Source organism: Amedibacterium intestinale, assembly GCF_010537335.1.
GTDB classification, from domain to species: Bacteria; Bacillota_I; Bacilli_A; order Erysipelotrichales; family Erysipelotrichaceae; genus Amedibacterium; species Amedibacterium intestinale.
The window spans coordinates 754467-777313 of record NZ_AP019711.1; the positions used below are offsets into that span (position 1 = coordinate 754467).

General features: G+C 34.7%; 24 protein-coding genes, 1 pseudogene and 1 riboswitch. Of the genes and pseudogenes, 3 read left to right on the forward strand and 22 right to left on the reverse strand.

Annotated features, from left to right (window positions below; all coding sequences use genetic code 11):
• Positions 1-67 precede the first annotated feature (67 nt).
• The 8 genes from A9CBEGH2_RS03810 to A9CBEGH2_RS03845 form a co-directional block, all read right to left on the reverse strand.
• Entirely contained in the window at positions 68-724 is a 657-nt protein-coding gene (locus A9CBEGH2_RS03810) for an HAD family hydrolase (protein ID WP_118361913.1), read from the reverse strand.
• Entirely contained in the window at positions 717-1361 is a 645-nt protein-coding gene (thiE, locus tag A9CBEGH2_RS03815; RefSeq protein ID WP_118361915.1) for a thiamine phosphate synthase, read from the reverse strand. The genes A9CBEGH2_RS03810 and thiE overlap by 8 nt, the downstream gene beginning before the upstream one ends.
• Positions 1348-2169, reverse strand: a complete 822-nt coding sequence (thiM, locus tag A9CBEGH2_RS03820; RefSeq protein ID WP_118361917.1) for a hydroxyethylthiazole kinase — start codon at positions 2167-2169, stop codon at positions 1348-1350. Before thiM ends, thiE begins: the two co-directional genes overlap by 14 nt.
• A gap of 72 nt (positions 2170-2241) precedes the next feature.
• Positions 2242-2349: riboswitch (TPP riboswitch) on the reverse strand.
• Positions 2347-2679, reverse strand: coding sequence for a winged helix DNA-binding protein (locus A9CBEGH2_RS03825; protein WP_118361919.1), 333 nt, complete (start codon positions 2677-2679; stop codon positions 2347-2349). (Overlaps the previous riboswitch by 3 nt.)
• 73 nt (positions 2680-2752) lie before the next feature.
• Positions 2753-3280 carry a GNAT family N-acetyltransferase gene (locus A9CBEGH2_RS03830; protein WP_118361921.1) on the reverse strand — a complete coding sequence of 176 codons (528 nt, stop codon included), beginning with the start codon at positions 3278-3280 and terminating at the stop codon, positions 2753-2755.
• 185 nt (positions 3281-3465) lie between these two features.
• Positions 3466-5322, reverse strand: coding sequence for a PTS mannitol transporter subunit IICBA (locus A9CBEGH2_RS03835; RefSeq protein WP_118361923.1), 1857 nt, complete (start codon positions 5320-5322; stop codon positions 3466-3468).
• A gap of 61 nt (positions 5323-5383) precedes the next feature.
• Positions 5384-6145 (reverse strand): DeoR/GlpR family DNA-binding transcription regulator, encoded by a 762-nt coding sequence (locus A9CBEGH2_RS03840; RefSeq protein ID WP_198668131.1) that lies wholly within the window; start codon positions 6143-6145, stop codon positions 5384-5386.
• Positions 6146-6207: 62 nt separating this feature from the next.
• Complete coding sequence (locus A9CBEGH2_RS03845) at positions 6208-7467, reverse strand: zinc-binding dehydrogenase (protein WP_118361925.1); 1260 nt, start codon at positions 7465-7467, stop codon at positions 6208-6210.
• 171 nt (positions 7468-7638) lie between these two features.
• Between A9CBEGH2_RS03845 and pfkB the strand changes: the two genes are divergently transcribed.
• Positions 7639-8544 carry a 1-phosphofructokinase gene (gene pfkB, locus A9CBEGH2_RS03850; protein ID WP_115714907.1) on the forward strand — a complete coding sequence of 302 codons (906 nt, stop codon included), beginning with the start codon at positions 7639-7641 and terminating at the stop codon, positions 8542-8544.
• Positions 8545-8697: 153 nt separating this feature from the next.
• Here the strand turns inward: pfkB and A9CBEGH2_RS12660 are convergent, their stop codons facing one another.
• The 6 genes from A9CBEGH2_RS12660 to A9CBEGH2_RS03880 form a co-directional block, all read right to left on the reverse strand.
• The gene (locus tag A9CBEGH2_RS12660; RefSeq protein WP_115714911.1) at positions 8698-8868 is read right to left on the reverse strand and encodes a TnpV protein; all 171 of its coding nucleotides are present in this window, start codon (positions 8866-8868) and stop codon (positions 8698-8700) included.
• Between the two features lie 506 nt (positions 8869-9374).
• A complete protein-coding gene (locus A9CBEGH2_RS03860) occupies positions 9375-10247 on the reverse strand; it encodes an SIR2 family NAD-dependent protein deacylase (RefSeq protein ID WP_163051479.1) in 873 nt (290 codons plus the stop codon).
• Positions 10198-10971: a protein-ADP-ribose hydrolase gene (locus tag A9CBEGH2_RS03865; RefSeq protein WP_118361929.1), complete on the reverse strand. Its 774-nt coding sequence runs from the start codon at positions 10969-10971 to the stop codon at positions 10198-10200. Before A9CBEGH2_RS03865 ends, A9CBEGH2_RS03860 begins: the two co-directional genes overlap by 50 nt.
• Positions 10972-10974: 3 nt before the next feature.
• A complete protein-coding gene (locus A9CBEGH2_RS03870) occupies positions 10975-11784 on the reverse strand; it encodes an ABC transporter ATP-binding protein (RefSeq protein ID WP_115714914.1) in 810 nt (269 codons plus the stop codon).
• Between the two features lie 12 nt (positions 11785-11796).
• Entirely contained in the window at positions 11797-13335 is a 1539-nt protein-coding gene (locus tag A9CBEGH2_RS03875) for an ABC transporter permease/substrate-binding protein (protein ID WP_118361931.1), read from the reverse strand.
• 3 nt (positions 13336-13338) lie between these two features.
• Positions 13339-13941 (reverse strand): 4Fe-4S binding protein, encoded by a 603-nt coding sequence (locus tag A9CBEGH2_RS03880; protein WP_118361933.1) that lies wholly within the window; start codon positions 13939-13941, stop codon positions 13339-13341.
• A gap of 158 nt (positions 13942-14099) precedes the next feature.
• On the opposite strand from A9CBEGH2_RS03880, the gene A9CBEGH2_RS03885 reads away from it, so the two are divergent.
• On the forward strand, positions 14100-14420 hold the full coding sequence (locus A9CBEGH2_RS03885) for a winged helix-turn-helix transcriptional regulator (protein WP_178085854.1): 321 nt from the start codon (positions 14100-14102) through the stop codon (positions 14418-14420).
• Positions 14421-14504: 84 nt separating this feature from the next.
• Here the strand turns inward: A9CBEGH2_RS03885 and A9CBEGH2_RS03890 are convergent, their stop codons facing one another.
• From A9CBEGH2_RS03890 to A9CBEGH2_RS03920, 7 genes are all read right to left on the reverse strand, one after another.
• On the reverse strand, positions 14505-16580 hold the full coding sequence (locus A9CBEGH2_RS03890) for an FtsX-like permease family protein (protein WP_118361935.1): 2076 nt from the start codon (positions 16578-16580) through the stop codon (positions 14505-14507).
• Positions 16567-17334 (reverse strand): ABC transporter ATP-binding protein, encoded by a 768-nt coding sequence (locus A9CBEGH2_RS03895; RefSeq protein WP_115714918.1) that lies wholly within the window; start codon positions 17332-17334, stop codon positions 16567-16569. The genes A9CBEGH2_RS03890 and A9CBEGH2_RS03895 overlap by 14 nt, the downstream gene beginning before the upstream one ends.
• A gap of 90 nt (positions 17335-17424) precedes the next feature.
• Positions 17425-18207, reverse strand: coding sequence for an ATP-binding protein (locus A9CBEGH2_RS03900; RefSeq protein ID WP_197739441.1), 783 nt, complete (start codon positions 18205-18207; stop codon positions 17425-17427).
• A gap of 233 nt (positions 18208-18440) precedes the next feature.
• Positions 18441-19103, reverse strand: a complete 663-nt coding sequence (locus A9CBEGH2_RS03905; RefSeq protein WP_118361939.1) for a response regulator transcription factor — start codon at positions 19101-19103, stop codon at positions 18441-18443.
• 111 nt (positions 19104-19214) lie between these two features.
• Entirely contained in the window at positions 19215-19427 is a 213-nt protein-coding gene (locus A9CBEGH2_RS03910; protein ID WP_115714921.1) for a helix-turn-helix transcriptional regulator, read from the reverse strand.
• A gap of 33 nt (positions 19428-19460) precedes the next feature.
• Complete coding sequence (locus tag A9CBEGH2_RS03915) at positions 19461-19805, reverse strand: DUF6442 family protein (protein ID WP_118361941.1); 345 nt, start codon at positions 19803-19805, stop codon at positions 19461-19463.
• Positions 19806-19820: 15 nt separating this feature from the next.
• On the reverse strand, positions 19821-20144 hold the full coding sequence (locus A9CBEGH2_RS03920; RefSeq protein WP_118361943.1) for a DUF6442 family protein: 324 nt from the start codon (positions 20142-20144) through the stop codon (positions 19821-19823).
• 1073 nt (positions 20145-21217) lie between these two features.
• Here A9CBEGH2_RS03920 and A9CBEGH2_RS12495 point away from each other — a divergent pair.
• A pseudogene (locus tag A9CBEGH2_RS12495) lies at positions 21218-21892 on the forward strand (IS66 family transposase); the annotation flags it as partial.
• A gap of 81 nt (positions 21893-21973) precedes the next feature.
• On the opposite strand, the gene A9CBEGH2_RS12500 reads toward A9CBEGH2_RS12495, so the two are convergent.
• A complete protein-coding gene (locus A9CBEGH2_RS12500; protein ID WP_232057272.1) occupies positions 21974-22840 on the reverse strand; it encodes an IS3 family transposase in 867 nt (288 codons plus the stop codon).
• Positions 22841-22847 lie beyond the last annotated feature (7 nt).

Below are 22847 nucleotides of genomic sequence, written 5' to 3' on the forward strand. Positions count from 1 at the left end.
CCTTTCTCTAGCACATTAATTTTCTATAGCGATAAAAAGTGGTGCCTCCGATTTAGCGCTTATATTTCTAGGATATCTGTTTCCAAAAAGATGAAAAATCATGTAAATCTTCCAAAAAGATATCTGCTGTTTTTTTGATTGTTTCCCAATCTTTTTCACTGGATGTATCATAAATACCTACCGTTTTAAATCCAGCTTTTTTTGCTGTTTGTACTGCATGCAGTACATCTTCAAAAACATAAATTTCTTCTGGCTTGAAATTTAAGAATTCTTGCGCTTTTAGATAAATATCCGGTTTGCTTTTGCCTGCTCCCACTTCACTGCAAGTAATTATCTTTGAAAAATACTGATCAATGTTTAATCTATGAAATGCAGCTTCAATATGGCTTTTTTCACTAGATGTCGCAATGACCATAGAAATTTTTTTCTGAGACATTTCTTTTAGAAAACTTTCTGCACCTGGTTTCAAAGGTGCTTCATAAAAGTAATAATCTTTTACAACTTCCAGTATTCCTTTTACAATTTCTTCTTCTTTTAACGAAATTTCATATGTTTCTTTTAAATAAGACGCTCCTTCTTCCAAACTCATAGGAAAAAGAATATTGCTTAATCCTGGTTCTGCCTTTATATGCAAACGCTCTAAATACCGCTTTCCTGCTTCTTCCCAAATAGCCATAGAATCTAAAAGCGTTCCATCAACATCAAAAATTGCACCCTTAATCATTGTTCACCATTTTTTCTGTCAGAATTTTTAATTCACTTGCAGCATGTTCAATATCTGACTGTGCAAAAATAGCACTGATTACAGCAATACCACAGATTCCACTTCCTGCAAGTTCCATCACGTTGTTTTTAGAAATACCTCCAATGGCAATAACAGGTATCTGTACTGCTTCACATATGGCTTTAAGGGTTTCATGGCTCACATCGTCAGCATCATCTTTTGAACCAGTTGGAAATACTGCTCCTACTCCAAGATAATCTGCACCTCTTTGTTGTGCAAGAACTGCCTGTTCCACTGTTTGTGCAGAAACACCAATAATCTTGTCATCTCCTAGCATTTTACGGACATTTCCTGCTTCCATGTCGCTTTGTCCCACATGGACACCATCCGCATCCATCAAAACTGCTATTTCAACATTATCATTGATGACAAAGGGGACATGATACTGTTTACATAGTTTTTTGATTTCTTTTGCTTCTTCTAGAAAATGTTCTTGATCTAACTGTTTTTCTCTTAACTGAACAAAAGTTGCTCCACCTTTTAATGCCTTTTCAACCTGTTCATAAAGTGTTTCTCCATGTAACCAATTTCTATCCGTTACTGCATAAAGCAGCAAATCTTTTTTATCGCACTTCATAATTTGCTCCCTTATCTAAGGTTTCTTTATCCATATGATAGATAGCATCAATAATTCGATTTCTATAAGTTGAATTTCCTTCAAATTCTAACATATGACTCCATCCAATTTCTCCTGCAAGCCCCATAACACAGACTGCAGCAGCTGCTGCTTCTAATTTTTGATCAGGATTAGCCACCAAAAATCCTGTCATCAATCCAGATAACTGACAACCTGTTCCTGTGATTTTTCCCATTTCTGGGTTTCCATTTCGAATGACATAGCACTCTTTTCCATCGCTTACCAAATCGATTGCTCCAGTAATGGCAACAATACTTCCTGAATTATTCGCAAATTCTTTCGCAAAAGCTACAGCTTCATCAAGATTTTCTTCTGTAACAGCATCTGCCACATCAGCATCTACTCCTTTTGTTGTTCCACTTCCTTTTGCCAAAGTTTTGATTTCTGAAATATTTCCCCTAATTACATCAAAGCAAATTTCTTCCATCAATTTTAAAGCAGTATTCGTACGAAGTGCACTCGCTCCTGCACCAACAGGATCAAGCAAAACGATATGACCTAATTCATTTGCTTTTCTTCCAGCTAAAAACATTCCTTCAATACTTCTTTGATTCAATGTACCTATATTGATGTTCAAACCTCCGCAAATAGAAGTAATATCTTCTACATCCATAGGTTCATCTGACATAATGGGACTTCCTCCACATGCCAGCAATACATTTGCTACATCATTTACTGTTACATAATTTGTAATGTTATGTACCAGCGGCATTTTGTTTCTTACATTTTCAACACAGTTTCCTAACATTTCTTTTCTTCCTTTCTTTCGGGAGTACCCATATAACAGAAAACGGATACACCAACCAATGGCATATCCGCAAAATAAACAAATGGTATGTCCCTACGTTGGCATTATCCAAATCAGGTATATGGGTCGAAGGTCATACCTTCCTCTCAGCCTGTCATACAAGCTCCCCGATGTATTTTATATTACAAATAAAGTATATCCCTCATAAAATTCAATGTCAATGAATTTTGTCTCAGTTATATACAAGAAGTATGGATTTTTAAAGCTTTCAATATATTGCTTTCTTTCCAGACGTCTAACAATTCCAGCATTTACCGATTGTGCAAGATCTAATTCTTTTTCTAATTGTTTTAAGGTCAATCGTTTTTCTAGATATTTCGGTAAAATAGATAAAGCTCTAGCTTGCGACATCGTAAGTCCGCTATCATTGATCTTATTGTTGAAATACTTCTCTGAAATATTCTGTATTTCTTTTACCAATATACTACATGGTTCTTTTTTAGCCATCATTCTTACAGCTCTTTTCTTACTACGGCATCAGTAAATCTTATTTTTTTGACAAATCAATATCATGATATCGTTATTATGATATTATTTTTCTTTCCATGAACAGATGATTTTTATGCTCAATTGCTCCACCGACATTCATAGATGTGATTTCAGCAATTTCAAAACCCATCTTCTTATATAATGAAACAGCAGGAATATTTTGTTCACCAGTATCTAACCGAATCACTTCACACCCCTGTTCTTTTGCAAGATCAATCGCAAAACGAATAAGTTCTGTAGCGATGCCTTTTCCTTTCATTGATGGACGTACCATCAATAAATGAATGATTGCTATTTTACTATTGTCTGTTTGATATTTCCAATTGATAGATTCATAATCTATTGGCTGTTTTCTAGAAAATATAATACTTCCCATGTATTCATTCTCTATTTCACAAATATATAATTCATCATTTTGTAAAGCAGTTTCTGCATCCTGTCGAGTAGGATAAACGACTTCTTTGAAAACAGTAAAGGCTCCATTCTTTCTTTCATATGTAAAATGCTTTTTATAGCTATCTTCAACACGGTTTAAATCTGAAAATGCAGCAACTCGTATCATTCTTACTCCTCCATGCCTTTCTTATATTTTTTAATAAAATATTTTTATCTAAATTTTCGAATCATGAATAATACATTCAAATTAAATCATAAAAACAGGCAGTAAGTACCATTTTAAAAATCGATCCCTTCTACCTGTTTTTCTTAATTTTACTTTTAATAGTTTATTATCTTATCGTACATACTTTATGATAATTGTTTTAGTATCCATTCTTTATCATCGGTAGTTTTCATCTTGTCCAAGACTTCTTCATCTTCCAATGCCATACATACTTTAGATAAGACTTCCATATGTTCTCCACCCATACCGGCAATACCAATTACCAGCTGTGCTTTTTCATCACCGAAATCAACACCTTCTGGATACTGCAATAATACAATACCAGTTTTCTTAATTATTCCACTTTCATGTGTTGTACCATGTGGAATTGCTAATCCCATACCAATATAAGTAGTAACGATTTTTTCTCTTTCTAACATAGCTGGAATATAAGATTCTTCTACATAACCCAGATCTGCCAATAACTGTCCAGCAGCTGTAATTGCATCTTCTTTAGATACTGATTTTTGATTTAACTTAATTCCTTCAATTTTTAAGATATCCTTTGATTCAGGAGTTTTTTCAACTTCTTCAGGTTCTTCAACTTCCACCATCAATGGGTCACCTGTAGATAACTGGAAGAATAATTCATCAAGAGCTGGATCTGCAAGGAAATTTCCAATGGTAATTAATACTGCCTGTGGCGCGGATTTAGCAGCACGTTCTGCCAACGTTGTTTGTACAACTGCTATATCGCAATCTGCTGGAATATTATCAACAGATGTATTTGTCACAATTAGATCAGGACGTACAGCTTTTAAACGGTTTCTAAATTTTGTAGCTCCCATTGCACTGGAACCCATACCTGCATCACATGCAAATACAATTTTCTTAGCAGATAAAACATTTGCTGGCACTAATCCCTTTGCCTGTGCTTTCATACTTTGCATCTGTCCCTGTGCTTCTTCCAATGATTTTCCTTTTACACTAGATAATTTAATAATAGGACTAGCAACTGCAAAGGATACGCCAGTTGCAATCAAAACACCTAAAAGCACCATTAAGGTTTCTCCTTTTGGAGCCATGGATAAGAAAGCAATAATAGATCCTGGACTTGCAGGTCCCTTTAATCCACAGTTAAATAATGTAAAGAATGCAATTGCACAAATATTTCCAACAATTGGTGCAATAATTACAACTGGATTCATTAAAATATATGGGAAATAGATTTCATGAATCCCCCCTAGAAAATGAATAATAATAGCTCCAGGTGCAGAATCTTTTGTTGCTTTATCTTTGGAAAATACCCAATATGCAAGCAGTACTCCTAAACCTGGTCCTGGATTTGCTTCCAGCATATACATAATAGATTTTCCAGTTTCAACTGCCTGTTCAACACCAATTGGAGTAAAGATACCATGATTGATTGCATTGTTTAAGAACAATACTTTTGCTGGTTCTACAAAGATTGCAACTAAAGGCAGTAAACCATGATTAATTAAAAGGGTAACTCCACCAGCTAATACAGTTAAGATTGCTGTCATAACTGGTCCAATAAAATAATATCCAAATATTGCCAGCAGCATACCAATGATACCTACAGAAAAATTATTGATCAACATTTCAAAACCAGCAGGCATGTGTCCTTCCATCAACTGGTCAAATTTCTTAATTACCCAACCAGCAAAAGGTCCCATAACCATTGCGGCCATCAACATTGGCTGTCCTTTTGTTCCACCAACTCCTGCAATACATCCCATGATGGCAATCGCCCCCATCACAAGACCTCTATCTTTTGCCACCATTCTACCTCCGGTAGCCGCAATCAATACAGGTAGCAGATAGGTTAACATATAAGGCTGAATAGATGCCAGTTTTTCATTTGGCAACCACCCATCCGCAATAAATAAAGCAGTGATAAATCCCCATGCAATAAATGCTCCAATATTTGGCATTACCATTGCAGACAGGAATTTTCCAAATTTCTGAAGTGCTGTTTTCATATTATTATCCTCTCTGACTCGATATCCTCATGTAGGATATAAAAGGATACTCATAATTTATTTAGTACACAAGAATTCCTCGAGCCTTACATTCTTCTATAAAGTTTTCAGGAAGTTTATCATCACAGACAACAACATCAACTTGATCTAAATTACACATTGTATACGTACCACGTTTTCCAATTTTAGATGAATCCATCAAAACTACTACTTTATTTGACTTTTCTACAGCAAGTCTTTTAATTTCAGCATCTTCTAGAGTTTCGCAGGTAAAACCTGTTTCATAATCGAAACGTGTTACTCCCATAAAAGCAATATCAAAATTTACTTTTTCAATAGCACGAATTGCATTATAACCATTTACACTCATGGATCTGCAATTCATATTCCCACCCAACATAACTACTCTAGATTCTTTTAATTTTGCTAATTCCATAGCACAAGTTAATCCTGAGGTCATAATTACGTTAGGTTTATCTTCAAACTCTGTTGCGAGCATTGTTGTTGTACTACCAGAATCCAGGAAAATTGTTTGATTTCCTTTGATTAACTGTTTTGCTTTATGAGCAATTATTTTTTTATCCTCTGTGTTTCTGACAAATCGAAGTTTTAAGAAATCTTCTGTTCCTACTACTTCTACAAGAGATTTTGCTCCCCCATGAATTCGAACAAGTTGTTGGTTTTGATCTAATATTTTTAAATCTGTACGCAAAGTCATTTCTGAAACAGTTGGAAATTTTTCTTTTAATTGGGAAAAACTAACCTGTCCCTGTTCATTAACAAATGCTACGATCTCATTTCGTCTTTGTTCCATAACTTCCATTCATTTAACCTCCTATTTCCTTATGTTAGGCTGCCTATAAGGAAATAGGATTCTAACATAAATTATTCAATAAAGTTTGCCAATAAATATTCTTCTGCTTCTGGACACCATAAACCTTTATGTTCATCTACGATATCAGCTAATTTAGCATAACGTGGATCTTCATCAGCTTTTGTACGTAAATCGCTTAAAGCAATCAATGGCATACTCAAGTGTGTATAAATCAATTTCTTTCCACCTGGAATTTTAGGTAAATTTAATGTTGTTTCTGCAGCAGCATCCAAACCACCAATGTGCGTAACCATAACAGCTGGATTGATGCGGTTCTGTGCAGTTAATTCCAGTGATTCAATCATATCAGCAGTGTTTCCACCTGTTGTCCCCATAACATGTGTAGAGTTATAGTGTACATCGTAAAAATTCATTTTTGCACTAAATTTATTGTCTGTTGGACCTGCAAAGAAATTCAAACATCCATCACGTCCCAAAACTGTACTTGATAATTCCACAACTGCAGCAACTGGTGCATAACAGAATACATCATCAAATCCAGTTCCACCAGTAATTTCTAATAATTCTTTTGCTGGATCTTCCATATTTCCAGTATTTACAAAGTGAAGTTCAATACCCTCAGCTTTTGCTTCTTCCACTGGGAATAAGTGTTCTGCACGATCCAAACGATCCTGGTTCAAATCAGTAACTACCACCATACCAGGACGAACATCACGATGAAGTGCATATGTCAAAGCTCCAAGTCCCATTGGTCCAGCTCCTGCAAGAATTGCAAGTTTTCCACCTTCTTTAATACCCATCTGGTGTTCATAAACACCCATCTGTGTATGATAGTTTGCATTAAATGCCCCGATGCTGCAAGACATAGGTTCTGCTAAACTAGCTTCATAGTAAGCACGTCCCTTGTATTCCAACATACATCCAAGTTCCATTACTTCTGCAGGAATGATACAGTATGTTGCATCCCCTCCAAAGAATTCATAAGAATATCCAGGAGACCACATTGTTCCTTTATAATTTAATGCTGGCTGCAAAGTAAATTTCATACCAGGTTTAAATTTATCCTGATGTTTTGCGCCTACTTTAACAATATCTCCTGCCATTTCATGACCCATAATAGCTGGATGATCTGCTACATCTTCATGAACTCGTTTGTGTTTCTCTCCCAGTATAGCACATTTGTATGTGGACATACAAACACTGTCAGATACGACTTTAACCAGAATTTCGTCGTCTTTGATTTCTGGCAATTCAAATTCGTCTAAACGTAAATCATTTGCCCCATGTAATCTTACTGCTTTTGCTTTCATTTCGAAAACCCCTTTCTTTTTATGTTGTTGTTTCAACAATTACAACTTTATTATAACGCTGGTTTTTAACTTGTCAACTGTTATTTCAATAATTTTTATTTGACTTTCAACAATTGCGATGCTATTCTATAAATGTAAAGAAAAGCAAAAAGCTTTATAGGAGGAAAACTTATGATCTATACAGTTACATTCAATCCGTCTCTAGACTATATCATTCAAGTCAATCGCTTCCAGGTTGGTACTATTAACAAGACAAATTTCGAAAAGATACTTCCAGGAGGAAAAGGAATCAATGTTTCTATTGTATTATCTAATCTAGGACACGATAGTACCGCATTAGGATTTACCGCTGGATTTACTGGCAAAGAAATTGAAAATCGTATGAAAGATTTTGGATGCAAAACAGACTTTATTCATGTAAAAGAAGGATTATCCAGAATCAATGTAAAAATGAAATCTGATGAAGAAACAGAAATTAATGGACAAGGACCTAAAATCTCAGAAGAAAACATTCAGGAATTATTTGACAAGTTAAACACTTTAACATCCGATGATATCCTAGTTATCTCAGGAAGTATTCCAAGCACCCTTCCTGATGATATGTATGAGCGTATTATGAAACACTTCCAAGATAAAAACATTAGAATAGTAGTAGATGCTACTAAGAATTTAATGATGAAGGTTTTACAATATAAGCCATTCTTAATTAAGCCAAATAACATTGAATTAGGAGAATTATTTAATGTTACTTTAAATACACAGGAAGAAGTTATTCCTTATGCACAAAAACTACAGGAAATGGGTGCTCAAAATGTTTTGATTTCGATGGCTGGTAAAGGTGCAGTTTTCATTGATGAAAATAAACACATCTATCAAAGTACAGCTCCTAAAGGAACTGTAGTAAATTCTGTGGGTGCTGGAGATTCCATGGTTGCCGGTTTCATATCTGGATATTTAGAAACAAGCGGAAACTATGAACATGCATTTAAAAAAGGTATTTGTTCAGGAAGTGCCAGTGCTTTCTCTGAAAACTTATGTACAAAAAAAGAAGTAGAAAATTTACTAAATACTTTATGAGATGCTTTTGTTTTAAAAAATGTTTTCATGGTGCGTGTATAACGCACCATTTTTTGTGCAATATGTTTGAATTATTTGCGCACTATCAATCTCATCTTTATACACACTTAAATCTCAACTAAAAAAATGACAGATCATTCTGTCACAAATTTGTTATGAATATATAAAATCAGTACAAATAATTTCTTCTACTCGGTTTTGTATAGTATTCATTTTCTCCGCCCATCTAATTTGATCCTTTGCTTTGAGTCTTTCTGTGATGCCTTCTTTTTCTTTGTACTGTTCAATAAAAAGGTCGTATCTTTCATTCATTTGCTTATCCATTTTTGCAGGATAATCATTTAATTGCTTGTTAACAAACTAAAATTAAGTCCTTGATGGTTCTCTTTTAAATATTTTAACAACATTCTTCCAAATCTATTTAGCTGTGGTAATAACACATTTCCTTTAATACAGGAATCAAACAATCGTCAACTTGACTGTAACCAATCTCTTTCATCGTTCGTATTCACTCCTTTTCTTTTTGTTTTATAACTCAACTTCATCAATGAATTTTGTCTCAGTCATATACAAGAAGTATTGTTGAAAAAATAAATCTGAATAACATAAAAAGCACCCTATCTGATACGCATCGAATACCAAATAAAGATCTTTTATTTTTGAAATATTAAGATAAATTATGGATAGTTTTACATCAAAAAATAGCCAAATTATAACTCTATTTGAGTAAATCCTTGAATTTTTATGTACTCAAGATGCATTACAATACTACAACTTAACGATTTCCAGACAGCAATTTCATCTGTTTTAAGTTAGAGACTTATATCTATTCAGTTATGAAGATCATGCAGCACTTTGCATATATCACCATTAATACAAATAGATTGTTTTTCTATTTCTTTCGGATAGATTATTTCTTCTAAGTTTACGCACGCATATACTGCTTTTTTATTTTGTGCTGTCATTTTCCAAAACGGATATTTAATAATAACAGGAGTATTGCCACCTACACCAAGTTCAAGATATAAAATGTGCATATTCTGATATTTACGTATAAAATCCTTGTAGCGCTGGCTTGCCTCATACCAGCCATGATCCTGTACAAAAGAATCATCACATCGCAGGTTCATCGTCATCGGTGCACCACAGATGGGACAATAAGGTATAAGCTTGGATGGAATTTTCATATTGTGTTGTTTCGCAATCATTTTTCGAACAGTTTCTTCATTATCGTAGGTCTTTTGATGACAGGCCTTGGCACATTGCCAAAGTCCATAATCCCCTTGTGTGTAAAACAAGCGCTTTTTATCAAAACCATTGATTTGAAACATATGGTCTACATTTGTTGTGATAACAAAGAAATCCTTCGTTTGTAAAAGCTTGCGCAGTGTTTGATAGACTTCATTTTGCGGCTGGTCATAGCGATTACAGTAAATTTGTCTTGACCACCATGCCCAGTATTCTTCAAGCGTTTCAAATGGATAAAAGCCACCTGTATACATATCTGTTATTCCATATTTTCTTTTAAAATCTGAAAAGTAGCGATCAAAACGCTCTTTATCATAAGTATAGCCTGCCGAAGTGGAAAGTCCTGCTCCTGCACCAACCAAAACTGCATCCGCATTTTTGATTTCCTGTTTAAGTCTTTTTATGCTATCTGAGTAGTTTTTGGTAGATGTTGTCATCTGTATCTTTGAAAACATTGAATATCACCTTCATTTTACTGTTTGTCTGTTTGAGATAGTCTCGAACAGTCTGCACCGCAATGTTTGCCGCCTTATCATTTGGAAAATGAAATTCACCCGTTGAAATACAGCAGAAAGCAATGCTTTTTATTCCGCTTTTTTCTGCAAGTTCTAAACAGGAGCGATAACAGGAAGCAAGCAATTCACAATCAGACTTTAAAAGATGTCCCTGCACAATTGGACCAACAGTGTGCAGTACATATTTGCTTGGCAAATTAAAAGCAGGTGTAATTTTCGCTTTCCCTATCGGCTCAAGAAAACCTTGCTGCTTCATAAGTTCATTGCAGGCAAAACGAAGCTGAACGCCTGCAAAGGTATGAATAGCATTATCAATGCACCCATGACAAGGACAGAAGCAGCCAAGCATTTGACTGTTTGCTGCATTCACAATAGCATCACATCTCAGCGTAGTAATATCACCCTTCCAAAGATATAGCCCTTCCGCATTAGGGGTAAGGCTGCTTATATCTGTAATGCCTTTTTCGTAAAGTACCTCTTGCAAATATTCATCCTGCACACTTAAAAATTGTGCTGTTGCCTCTTTAGGCTTACGAACATTAAACAAAGAGCGAAGAAGCTGTTTTTGCTTTGCTGCTGTTTTCGGTATTTCCATATCTTCGTATTGCGGCTGCTCGGCAAGTAAACTCTTTATCAGATAAATTCGTTTTTCTTCGTGTGTCATATACTACCTCCCTGGTGTGAAAGAGTGATATACACCACTATATTCACAGTCTTTCAAAGATTCATCAGATAAAAAGCAGGTATGTCGTTTATTATTTACCAAGTGCTTTACAAAATCCGTTTTCGGATTGCGCAAAAGTTCGTTTGGCTCATCATACTGCTGTATCTGTCCTTTATCCATAACAAGCACCTTTGTGCCAAGTTTTAGTGCTTCTGCAATATCGTGGGTCACAAACAGAATGGTAATCCCTGTTTTTTGATGGATTTGTTTTAATTCGTTTTGCAATTGTTCACGAGTAATTTCATCCACCGCACCGAAAGGCTCATCCATCAAAAGAATATCTGGAGATGCCGCCAGTGCTCTAGCTATGCCAACTCTTTGCTGCTGTCCACCGGATAGTTCCGATGGATAACGATTTTTTAATTCTTCCTCAAGACCAACGATCTTCATCCATTTAGAAACAGCATGATTTGTCTTTTCCTTGTTTTTCTTATTGATGAGATTTGGAACATACGATATATTTTGTTCTACACTTAAATGCGGAAACAAAACACTTCCCTGAATGGCATATCCGATATTGCGACGAAGCTTTGTTAAGTTTTTATTTTTGATATTTTCGCCATCTACAAAAATATCTCCGCTTGTTGGCTCTATAAGTCCGTTTATCATTTTCAAGGCGGTGGTTTTTCCACAACCTGAAGAACCGATTATCGTTACAAATTCACCCTTTGCAACAGAAAGGTTAAATCCATCAAGAACAATCTTATTTCCGTATGCTTTTTTGATATTCTTAAATACAACCGCTGTATTCATTTTTTTCTCACCTCATTTCAATAAACCTTCATTTTTTAAAAACGATCTGGCAACTTCTCTTGGTTCTTTTCCTTCGTTTTCTACAGCATAGTTCATTTGTGCCATATCTTCATCAGAAATAACATTGGTCAGCTTGTTAAATACTTCCATCAGTTCAGGATGCTTTTCTAAGACTTCACAGCGAATAACATTGCCGCATAAATAGGAAGGGAAGAAATTCTTATCATCTTCTAAAACAGTAACATCAGAAACACTTAACTGTCCATCCGTAGTAAAGATGACCATTACATCAATTTTTCCCTGATGAATAGCTTGATATTTCAACCCTATATCCATATCCATCGTCTTTTTAAATGTAAAGCCATATGTTTCACAAAGCGCATCATATCCATCCTCTCGCTCAAAAAAGTCATATTCTGCACCGAATATAAGCTGGCTGGATACAGCTTTTAGATCTGAATAGGTTTTGATGTTGTATTTTTGTGCAATTTCACGACGCACAGCCAAAGCGTAAGTGTTATTGAAACCATACATACCAACCCACTGCATTTGAAGCGAATTTTTATATTCATTTTGCATTGTTTCAAATAAATCTTCGCTATATACACCCTCTTTTTTGAGTACCATATTCCAGCCTGTTCCCGTATATTCACTATAGATATCAAATTCGCCACTTTCCATTGCAGGCTGAATATTGGATGTACCACCTCCAACACCTTGCGTCAGTTCCACATTCAAATCCGTATCCTGTTCGATAAGTAAATCTAACATCTCCCCTAACACATACTGCTCGCTCATCGGCTTTGTTGCGATATGCAGGGTATCCTTCTTATTGAAAGAAACTAAGGCAGCGATGATAACGCACAGGCATAGCAAGAGTGTACTAATTCCCATTATATGATTTACTTTTTTTGCTTTTCTGCTGCGTTTATTTAACCGTTTTTCAAGAAAACCAAGAAGAAGATCCATTGCCAGTGCAAGAAGTGCAATAAGCAGACTGCCGATCATCGTCATTGCAGCATTGTTTGTTGTGATTCCTCTGTAAACTGCAATACCCAAGCCTCCTGCACCAATAAACGAAGCAATACCTGCAAGTGCAATCGTCATCGTTACCATATTGCGAATTCCTGATAAAATAACCGGCATAGCAAGTGGCAGTTTAATTTTGAAAAGGACTTGCAACCTGGTACTGCCCATACCTTTTGCCGCCTCTAAAATAGCAGGATCAACATTTGCTATTCCTGTGTAAGTATTTCTTACCATCGGCAACAATGCATACACCGTCAAAGCAATGACTGCCGTAGCATTTCCTATCCCCGAAAAAGGAATCAAAAAACCAAGCATAGAAATAGAAGGGATAGTATATAGAAAGTTGATAACACCTAAGGTCGGCTTTGCTGTTTTTCGAAATTCACTAATAAAAATTCCAACGATGCCACCGAATAAAACTGCAATCACAATGGCAAGCAAAGAAATCTCTAAATGCTCCCATAACAAATTTAAAAAGAAGTCTTTTCTTTCCATAAAGATTGCCCACATATTTTGTAACATTGCTTACTTCCCTCTTTTAATGATTGCATTGACAGGACATTCTTCCGCACATAATCCACAATGCAGACAATGCTTTTGATTTATTTTACAATCAATTATGCACTTCTGTGGACAGATACGCTCACATTTCCCGCAATGAATACAGCTATCGGTTATCAAAAATCCTGCTTCTTTTGCCATAGTGTTTCCAAGCGTAAAACTTTCTCTGACAATCGGTTCTTTTCCCAGGTCAAAGAATTCAACATATCCTTTTTCAATACAGAAAGCTTCTAGTACATAGCGGCTTTCATCAGGATAAACAGCATTCATTGATGGATTTTCTTCAAAAATTCTGTCTATCCACTTTCTGTTTTCTTCAAGTTTTTTCGCCTTTCCATTTAGCCTCACCATTTGAAACTCTTTGTTCATTCCTGTAATGGCAACCTGACCATTTGTGATGATCTGGTGATAAAAATCCTTTCCTCTTGCGGTACAAAAATATAGTTTTTCATTTTCAACGATCATTACATCAATAATACGAATTTGAGGAAATCCATTTTCATCAACTGTAGCAAAAGCAACATCCTTTATTTCCCTCAATATATCCAGACATCTTTGCACATTCATATATGCTCCTCCTTCTAACATCAGCTTATGGGACTTGAAATTTCCCTATGCGATATTATAATATTTCTGTAAGGACTTATTGTAAAGTAAGCACTTTATTGTAAGGTAGTTACCAAAAAGAAACTATTGGACGATTGCTGATGTTTGGAGGTATGCATATGGATATCAATTTACCTGCTTGTCCTGTTGAAACGACTCTTATGTTAATAGGCGATAAATGGAAAGTATTGATACTGCGAGATTTAATGCCGGGTACAAAGCGTTTTGGAGAACTCAAAAAATCAATCGGATCTGTATCACAAAAGGTATTAACTGCCCAACTTCGTGATATGGAGAAAAAAGGGCTTGTAAGTCGTAAAGTTTATGCAGAAGTTCCACCAAGAGTTGAATACAGTCTTACTGAAACAGGAAAAAGTTTAAAGCCAATCCTAGATGCTATGGGAAATTGGGGTGAAGAATACAAAAAGAACAATACATGAAAAAGTGGCGCTACTTAAAAACAGTAGTACCACTTTTTTCAAATAGAGAATACAGAAAGAATCTTTGTTTTTTGAATATTCGACTTATCTTTCCTTTATAATATTTTTACTGGAAACATAAGTGATGATAAAATAACCTCCATAAATGATCACTAAAAAGATTACCGTTAAAGTGACAGAATTTAACATTTGTTCACTTCCCATCGCCAATAATATCTGGTTACAAAACAGAATCCCAAATATTGAATGAATTAACGCAAGCACCAGTGGAAACAGGAAGAAAATAGCAATCTGTCGAAACAAAGATTTATTCATCATGCGCTCATCTGCCCCAAGTTTTCGAATCATGTTATACCGTTCTTTATTATCTGTAGATTCGGATAATTCTTTTAACGCCAGTATAGCAGCACTGGAAATCAAGAAAATAATACCTAAATATAAACCAATAAAAGTAACCATGGCGCCAAGTCCAACACTTGCTTCATAAATGGAAAGTTTTGTTGTTATATCTAAAATTGTGTTTTCAGCGTATGGTTTGCTGCTTAATCCAAGCAACGTTTGTTCTATATCCTTTTTTGCATCTTTTGAGGTTGCGTTATAATTTGCCACCAGTACATTTTCTTCAATCATAGTATCCTTCACTGCCTGATCCGGTACAACAAATACTCCCATATTGACATGACTTGCATTCATATACAGAAATCCATTTTTACATTCTTTATATTTTGGATGATACGTCTTTCCAGACAAGTGAATTGGTGTATCCATTTTTAATCCATCATTTCGAATACTTACCCACTGATCAAAATCTGCAACAACAGCATACTCATCATCACGTAAACTTAACGGCTCCAAGCCATAATATTTTGCCAGTTCATTATAATCGCTTAATTTAACAATTGTCTCCGTAGCATTTGTATTCAAAAGCGGAAATGCTTGTTTTACTTTTGGAAGACTGTCTCCAAGTGTATCACTGATAGTTAACTCATTTGTCGCATACACATAAAAATCCATTACATCTTTAAAATATTTATCCGTATCAAACTCTAGTCTTTTTAAGCTTTCTTTCATTGGCAGCAAAGAATCTTTCCTTACTTCTTCTGTCATTTTATGCAGATTGCCATGGCTGTCACGATAATCTTCGTTTATATTCATAGGCTTTATAAGCTGAACATCTGCAGGCGCAAGAGACTTCAAATTCTCTGTCATTGAATTTTTAATGGATAAAGAACTGGATAATACACAGATTGTTACAAACAGCATCAGACAAATCAATGTCATAGAGAAAACAGTCGTATTCACTTTGCTGCTCACCTGTCGAAGTGTAAAACTATTTAATCCTTTGTAGTAGAACCTTTTTCGCCCCATTGCAATTTTTAAAATAAAGCCAGACATAGACCAGAAAATTAAAAATGTCGAAACACAGCCAAGGATAATGGGAATAAAAATATCGGTTGCCATCTGCATGTTTTCTAAACCGCCACTTACCAGATAATATGCATACGCCAGCATACAAACTGCCACAACAAATACAAAAACGCAAAGCCATGGATTTTTCATTTTGATCTGTTCTGATTTTTTTGAAAAAGACAGTAAATCAATCAGTTTGCATTTGTTTACACTAAACGTATTGAAAATCATGACCAGAATGTACATAACTCCAAAATACAACAATGTCTTTATAAACGCACTGCTGGAAAAGACAAATTCAAATTTTGTCATATCTGCTTCAAACATATTGGAAACCAAAACGCTCATTAACTGGGATAAACAAACACCAATCCCTAATCCTACAGCCAAAGATACAAATCCAATGCATAATGTTTCAAAAAACAAAATAAGGGAAATTTTACGCTTGCTCATCCCAAGCACAAGATAAATTCCAAATTCGGCATTTCTTCGTTTCATTAAAAACCGATTTGCATAAATGATCAAAAATCCTAAGATGAAAGATACAAACACACTGACACCAGACAGCATTTGATTCATTACATCAATGATTTCATATGTTGATTTTGACACGTTCATCAAAACTGTCTGTGTTTCAATCGCATTAAAAATATAAAATATCGCAACACCTAAAATAAGAGTAAAGAAATAGATGGTGTAATCCTTGATACTCTTTTTAATGTTTTTTAAAGAAAGTTTAAAGAGCGTCATTTAAATCTCCACCTAACAATGTTACTACATCAATGATCTTATCAAAAAATTTCTTTCTGGAATCCATACCTTTATGAATTTCATCAAAAATCTTACCATCCTTGATAAAAATCACACGATGTGCATAACTTGCGCTAAAAGCATCATGAGTAACCATAAGAATCGTTGCATCCAGCTCTTCATTTAAATACTGAAAACGATCCAGCAGCATCTTAGAGGACTTGGAATCTAATGCACCCGTTGGCTCATCCGCTAAAATCAGTTTAGGATTGGTAATGATAGCTCTGGCACAAGCAACCCTTTGTTTTTGTCCTCCACTCATCTGATAAGGATACTTTTGCAAGACATCCTCAATATCTAACTGTGTTGACACAATCTTTATTCTTTCCTCAATTTCCTTCGCTTTCACATTTTGAATAGAAAGCGCCAAGGCAATATTTTCATATGCGGTTAACGTATCCAAAAGGTTAAAATCCTGAAAAATAAATCCTAGTTCTTCTCTTCGAAATTTATTCAGTTTATTCCCTTTTAACTTTGTGATGTCCTCCTGTGCAACATAAATATGCCCAGAAGTTACTTTATCAATGGTAGAAATACAATTTAATAAGGTTGTTTTCCCAGATCCAGAAGCCCCCATGATCGCAACGAATTCTTTCTTTTCTACATCAAAGGAAATCGTATCAAGTGCTTTTGTAAGACTTGTCTTATTTCCATAATACTTCTCTACTTTATCAATTTTTAAAACTTGTTCCATAATATTCCTCCTTATTCACTTATGATTTTAGATGAAATATTACTTTTTGTCGTTTGCAGGATATTACAATAAGGTTACAAAGTTGAAAGGTTACTTTACAACATCATAAAACTTATTTTTTATAAAAGTAAGTTTCACTCTTGTATATTCATTTTGTACAGATTCAATTTCTATTGTATGTCCTAACTTTGTACATAAACTTTTCGCAATAAAAAGTCCCATTCCTGTGGCATACTTTTGTTTTCTTCCATTAGACCCGGTAAAAGACTTGTCAAAAACGTTTTTAATATCTGATGCTGGAATTCCAATCCCGTTATCTTCCACAACAATTATCGTTTTATCTGTGTAATCTTTTCCTGAAATCTTAATATAGGGGTCTTGTTTTTCTTTTGTATACTTTATACTGTTTCCAATGATTTGATCAAAGATAAAAGACAGCCACTTTGAATCTGTTAAGACCTTGTAATTTACATTTTCTACAATAAAATCAATATTATTTTCTAAAAGATAATCTTTGTTTTTTAATGCGATTCCTTTAATGATATCTTCCAGGTTATGACTGGTGATTAAATAATCTTTTTCTGCGTTCTCCCCGCGCGCATAATATAAAATCTGTTCTACATAGCTTTCTATCTTTTTCATTTGGATAAGCGCTTTTTTGTCATATACATCTTTATGATTGTGTGCCATTAAAATTAAACTTGCGATAGGCAGTTTAATTTCATGAATCCACATCTCGATATATTCTTTAAACTCTTTTACCTGCAATTCATAATTTTTTACATTTTCATTCATAGATTTATCGATTTCATATAAAGCATTACAAAATAGTTTTCCATCCAAAAAAGATGGCTTTTGAATAGTTTCTAACACAAGATAGCTTTTATCCAGACGCTGAATATTGAAAAACAGCTCGTCATAGAAATGTTTTCTTTTGTAATATGAGAATAAAAATACGATGCTATAGCAAACAAACAAAATGACCAGTAACAAAATATTTAGTGTATAGGGTGTTTTAAACGCGATCAGAATACATACTATCAAAAAGCAGGAAAATAGAAACAATACCAAAGAGAACATCTGATCTTTTACATAATCAAAAAATCTCATAATAATATATACCCATATCCTTTTCTTGTTTCAATCGCATCTTCACACCCGATATCTCGAAGTTTATTTCTTAATCGACTGATATTTACTGTTAAGGCATTGTCATTAATAAATTCATTGCTGTTCCACAAAAGCGTCATCAAATCATCTCTTGTAACCATCTGATTTTGATGATTTACTAAATAGGAAAAAATCAGCATTTCATTTTTGGTTAATAAAATTTGTTTCTTTTCTTTTTCGATGATTCCTTTTTGAATGTGTATCTGCATATCCCTGTATGTCAGGGTATCGCTCACTTGATGAAGACGTTTAAAGATAGCGTTGATTCTTAAAAGAAGAATCGTAGGATTATAGGGTTTTGTAACATAATCGTCTGCACCGTAACTCATGGAAAGCACTTCATCAACTTCACTGTTGCTGCTGGTGACCATGATGATAGGAACATTGCTTTCTTTTCTTATGTTTTGCAACAGCAATTGTCCATTGATACAAGGAATATGAATATCTAACAAGATTAAATCTGCCTGTGCTGACAAGCATTCTTTTAAGGCATGTTCAAAATCTTTTAATATCATTGCTTCATATCCTGCATTCGCAAGCAAAACACTTAATTCTTTGCATATAGACTCATCATCTTCAATTATTAGTATTTTTTTCAAAACAATCCCTCCCTAAGCATTTACCCTATTATACTATCTAAGGTAACATACGACAAACATTATAAAAATACAGAAGCACGAAACTCCTGTATCTTTTTGTAAATCTTATTTCTACTCTTCAAAATAAAATAAATCTTCAAACTTTTTATCTAAAGCTATGCAAAGAATCAAAGCCAGTTTTGCAGTTGGATTAAATTGTCCTGTTTCAATAGAACTAATCGTATTTCTAGAAACTCCTACCATCTCTGCCAAGGCGCTCTGCGATAAGCCTTTTTCTGTCCTTGTTTCTTTTAGTTTATTTTTTAATATTAACGAATTGTCCATGAAAGAAAATCACCTCAAATACTGCAATTTTTATTATAAGCCAAAAACTCTGCCCATTCCAGCAAGAAAACCAATTGCCCAAAATATTGAAAATGCAAGATATCTTTTCTTTCGTAAAAAATAATATTTGCTTATACATTCAACAAATAGACTAAGTATCATGGATAAAAAACAAAAATCTCGAAATTGTATCTGCATTCCAAAAATATCAACAACACCTTTTACTGCATCGAATTCAGTTAAAATGGCAAATACAAGTAAAATTATAGAAATAGTATAATATCCATAACCCTCGGATTTTGATTTATTGCTTCTTTGCAGTTCATCACCTTTTTTATTTTCTTCTCTGCTTCTTAATAATACATCTTCTTTCTTCATAGATAATCCCTCCTGCTAAGATGAAATATAATTGAAAATTTTAACTAAAGTTGGAAAGCAAAACAACATGAAACCAATGAAGGCAATCAGCAAATACCCCTTCTCCCTTTTTATAAGAAAGAAATAGAAAGGCATCCCGACAAATAACAGAAAGTTTGCGGCAACAATTAAAACATTCGATTGTAAAGATAAACCTATAGAATTAAGATAAACAGCAATACCTACTATGAAAATGCCAAAAACACAGCCCATAAAAATAAAATAACGATTTTTGATACGATTCTCAAATTCATTATCTTTGTTTTTTCTTGCTCGTCGTAAAATTTCCTCTCTTTTCATAACCATCACCTCTGCCAAGTTATCTTTACACTTATACTATATCATTGCATAGTTTTCTTGTCAATAAATGAACAAAATTATGGCTGGTTAAAATTATATAAGCTCACAATTACCATAAAATTGTTACTATTCACAGCTTAAATAAAATTTTTATAGGGTTTTCCACAATGTAACATTTCAATCGACTTCATAACAGCTGTTTTAAGAGAGCTTTTCTGTTATGTGGTCTTTTTATATTCCTTTAATCGATTCCTTGAAAGCGTGCTTTTCATCTTTGCTTCTATGCCTTTTTTCTTGTCGGCCTCCCTTCTTTTTTTCTTATACAACGTCAAAGTTTTCCACATATCTTTCCCTGCTTTTTCCCCTATTGACTTATCTGATTTTTATGGTTTACTTAAGCTAGAGGGATTTATATGAAAGATGATTTTTATTCACTTTACTGTGAAGCTGTCGAGGAAAATGAAAGGCTGAAAAAAGAAAACAAGAGTTTAAAGATCCAGGTCGTTTCTCTTACCAGAAGGGTCCGATATCTTGAAGACAACCAGGATCAGATCATTGAATCCAAGGTTAATAAAGCAGTTGATAAAATTACCGCTGCTTTTGAAGATAAAGTTTTTTCCCTTGAAAAACAGGTATGCAGTTTAAAATCCATCTTAAACAATGATGGTACGAATTCCGGCATTCCTACTTCCAAGACACCTATACAAAAACAGAAACGTATTCCTAATTTCCGCGCTCCTTCCGATAAGAAAAAGGGAGGACAGCCAAATCATAAGAAACATAAACTGGAAAGATTTGATGATTCGGAAATAACAGATACCGTTGATCATGCAGTAGATGTATGTCCTGAATGCGGTGCTGTCATGGAACACAGAGGAAATATGCGTACGAAGGATGAATTGGATTTTCAGATCATCGTGAAAAAGATACGTCATCGTTTCATCAACAGCTTCTGTCCTGCCTGCGGATATGAATCAAAGGCAGAGATACCGAATCATCTAAAGGAAGAAAATCAGTATGGAAGAGGAGTACAGGCCACAGCGCTTTCGCTGTTGAATGAAGGCTGTGTATCCATGAAGAGGACACAGGAGTTCATTACAGGTATTAGCCATGGAGAAATAGAAACAAGCGCAGGATATATAGCGAAGCTGCAGAAACGATTGTATGAACAGCTGGAAAGATTTGATGAGGAGCTGAAGAAAGAAATCATAAAACTGGATATCGTACACTGGGATGATACAGTTATCATGATAAATAAGAACAGAGGATGTCTGCGCTTCTATGGGAATGACAAACTTGCATATTACGCTTCACACGAGAAAAAGGATAAAGCAGGTTTGGATGAAGACAGGATACTGAACAGTTTGGATGCAGAAAAGAAAGTCGTACATGACCATAATATCGTCAACTATAATGAAGAATATGAATTTATGAATGTGGAGTGTTGTGTGCACCTGCTGCGAGACCTGAAAAAGGTGGTAGACAATCTTGGACATGAATGGCCGAAAAAGATGATCAACTTGTTACTGGAGGAAAATACAAAGCGAAATGAAGGGGAAGCAGTATTTCCAGAATATGTAGGAATGATATACGATGAATGCGTGATAGAAGGAATCATGGAAAATGATAGTGATGAAGATAAGTTCTATGCAAAGGAAGAAAAAGCATTATTGAAGAGGCTGGAGAAATACAAAGAGAACTATCTGATGTGGACATATAATGAGGATATCCCATTCAGTAACAATGTAAGTGAAAGAAGCTTGCGGTCAACTAAAACGAAGATGAAGGTATCAGGACAATTTGGTACTATGTCAAGAATTCGGACACATTTAATTGATACATTTTTTATTTTTAAAACTTCGTTCGTAATTGTTAGGAGATTCATAGTCACAATGACTGTGAATCCTAACTGTATTGTAAAATGTTTCGATATATTCAAATACCATTTGGTATGCCATTTGATAATCAATGATCTTTTTTCTATTCAGCCACTCTCTTTTAATTAGAGAATGAAACGATTCTATGCATGCATTGTCCCATGGATTTCCCTTTGCTGAATAGCTGCGCTTCATTCCTGCCGTCAATTCCTGATACCATTTTGAAACGAACTGCACTCCTCTGTCACTGTGGATGACAACTGGTTTTTCCATATTTCTTCTTTCTTTTGCTTTTTCCAAACACTCTAACACATCTTTTACTTCCATCGTCCTGCTCAGTTTCCAGCTTATGATCTTACGCGAATACAGATCCATGATACTTGTCAAATAGACAAAACCTTCTTCCTGCGTCCATATATATGTGATATCAGTACACCATGCTGCATTTGGTTCATCTGGTTGAAAATCTCTTTTTAGTATATTGGCCAGAGTCGTTGAATAATCACAGTCTCTCGTCGTTTTTGTTCGATGCTTGATATATTGGGCTTTAATGCCGTTTTCGCGCATATATTTTCCTACTGTACGCTCTGAAATCACTTCTCCCTGTTTTCTTAATTCACGAGTGATTTTAGGTGCACCATAATTTTCATATGACTTTTTATGGACTTCTTTTATCTTTTCTATAACACGTTCCTTTCGTTTTGCAGTTTTGCTTTTATCTCGTCTTTTCCAGTCATAATATCCAGATTTTGAAATGCCTAATTTTTCAAGCACACCGGAAACAGAAAATTCTCTTTGCTTTTCTGCGGCATCTTCCACTTGTTCA

Bases quoted from the DNA above. Each gene is read 5' to 3' on its own strand.
- A9CBEGH2_RS03890 (WP_118361935.1), bottom strand. From the start codon at position 16,580: ATGACGCTCTTTAAACTTTCTTTAAAAAACATTAAAAAGAGTATCAAG.
- A9CBEGH2_RS12660 (WP_115714911.1), bottom strand. From the start codon at position 8,868: ATGGATAAGCAAATGAATGAAAGATACGACCTTTTTATTGAACAGTAC.
- A9CBEGH2_RS03830 (WP_118361921.1), bottom strand. From the start codon at position 3,280: ATGATACGAGTTGCTGCATTTTCAGATTTAAACCGTGTTGAAGATAGC.
- A9CBEGH2_RS03860 (WP_163051479.1), bottom strand. From the start codon at position 10,247: ATGTTTTCAAAGATACAGATGACAACATCTACCAAAAACTACTCAGAT.
- A9CBEGH2_RS03895 (WP_115714918.1), bottom strand. From the start codon at position 17,334: ATGGAACAAGTTTTAAAAATTGATAAAGTAGAGAAGTATTATGGAAAT.
- A9CBEGH2_RS03915 (WP_118361941.1), bottom strand. From the start codon at position 19,805: ATGAAGAAAGAAGATGTATTATTAAGAAGCAGAGAAGAAAATAAAAAA.
- A9CBEGH2_RS03840 (WP_198668131.1), bottom strand. From the start codon at position 6,145: ATGGAAGTTATGGAACAAAGACGAAATGAGATCGTAGCATTTGTTAAT.
- A9CBEGH2_RS03825 (WP_118361919.1), bottom strand. From the start codon at position 2,679: ATGATGGCTAAAAAAGAACCATGTAGTATATTGGTAAAAGAAATACAG.
- A9CBEGH2_RS03865 (WP_118361929.1), bottom strand. From the start codon at position 10,971: ATGACACACGAAGAAAAACGAATTTATCTGATAAAGAGTTTACTTGCC.
- A9CBEGH2_RS03845 (WP_118361925.1), bottom strand. From the start codon at position 7,467: ATGAAAGCAAAAGCAGTAAGATTACATGGGGCAAATGATTTACGTTTA.
- A9CBEGH2_RS03880 (WP_118361933.1), bottom strand. From the start codon at position 13,941: ATGAATGTGCAAAGATGTCTGGATATATTGAGGGAAATAAAGGATGTT.
- pfkB (WP_115714907.1), top strand. From the start codon at position 7,639: ATGATCTATACAGTTACATTCAATCCGTCTCTAGACTATATCATTCAA.
- A9CBEGH2_RS03910 (WP_115714921.1), bottom strand. From the start codon at position 19,427: ATGGACAATTCGTTAATATTAAAAAATAAACTAAAAGAAACAAGGACA.
- A9CBEGH2_RS03920 (WP_118361943.1), bottom strand. From the start codon at position 20,144: ATGAAAAGAGAGGAAATTTTACGACGAGCAAGAAAAAACAAAGATAAT.
- thiM (WP_118361917.1), bottom strand. From the start codon at position 2,169: ATGTTAGGAAACTGTGTTGAAAATGTAAGAAACAAAATGCCGCTGGTA.
- thiE (WP_118361915.1), bottom strand. From the start codon at position 1,361: ATGAAGTGCGATAAAAAAGATTTGCTGCTTTATGCAGTAACGGATAGA.
- A9CBEGH2_RS03835 (WP_118361923.1), bottom strand. From the start codon at position 5,322: ATGAAAACAGCACTTCAGAAATTTGGAAAATTCCTGTCTGCAATGGTA.
- A9CBEGH2_RS03885 (WP_178085854.1), top strand. From the start codon at position 14,100: ATGGATATCAATTTACCTGCTTGTCCTGTTGAAACGACTCTTATGTTA.
- A9CBEGH2_RS03870 (WP_115714914.1), bottom strand. From the start codon at position 11,784: ATGAATACAGCGGTTGTATTTAAGAATATCAAAAAAGCATACGGAAAT.
- A9CBEGH2_RS03810 (WP_118361913.1), bottom strand. From the start codon at position 724: ATGATTAAGGGTGCAATTTTTGATGTTGATGGAACGCTTTTAGATTCT.
- A9CBEGH2_RS03875 (WP_118361931.1), bottom strand. From the start codon at position 13,335: ATGTTACAAAATATGTGGGCAATCTTTATGGAAAGAAAAGACTTCTTT.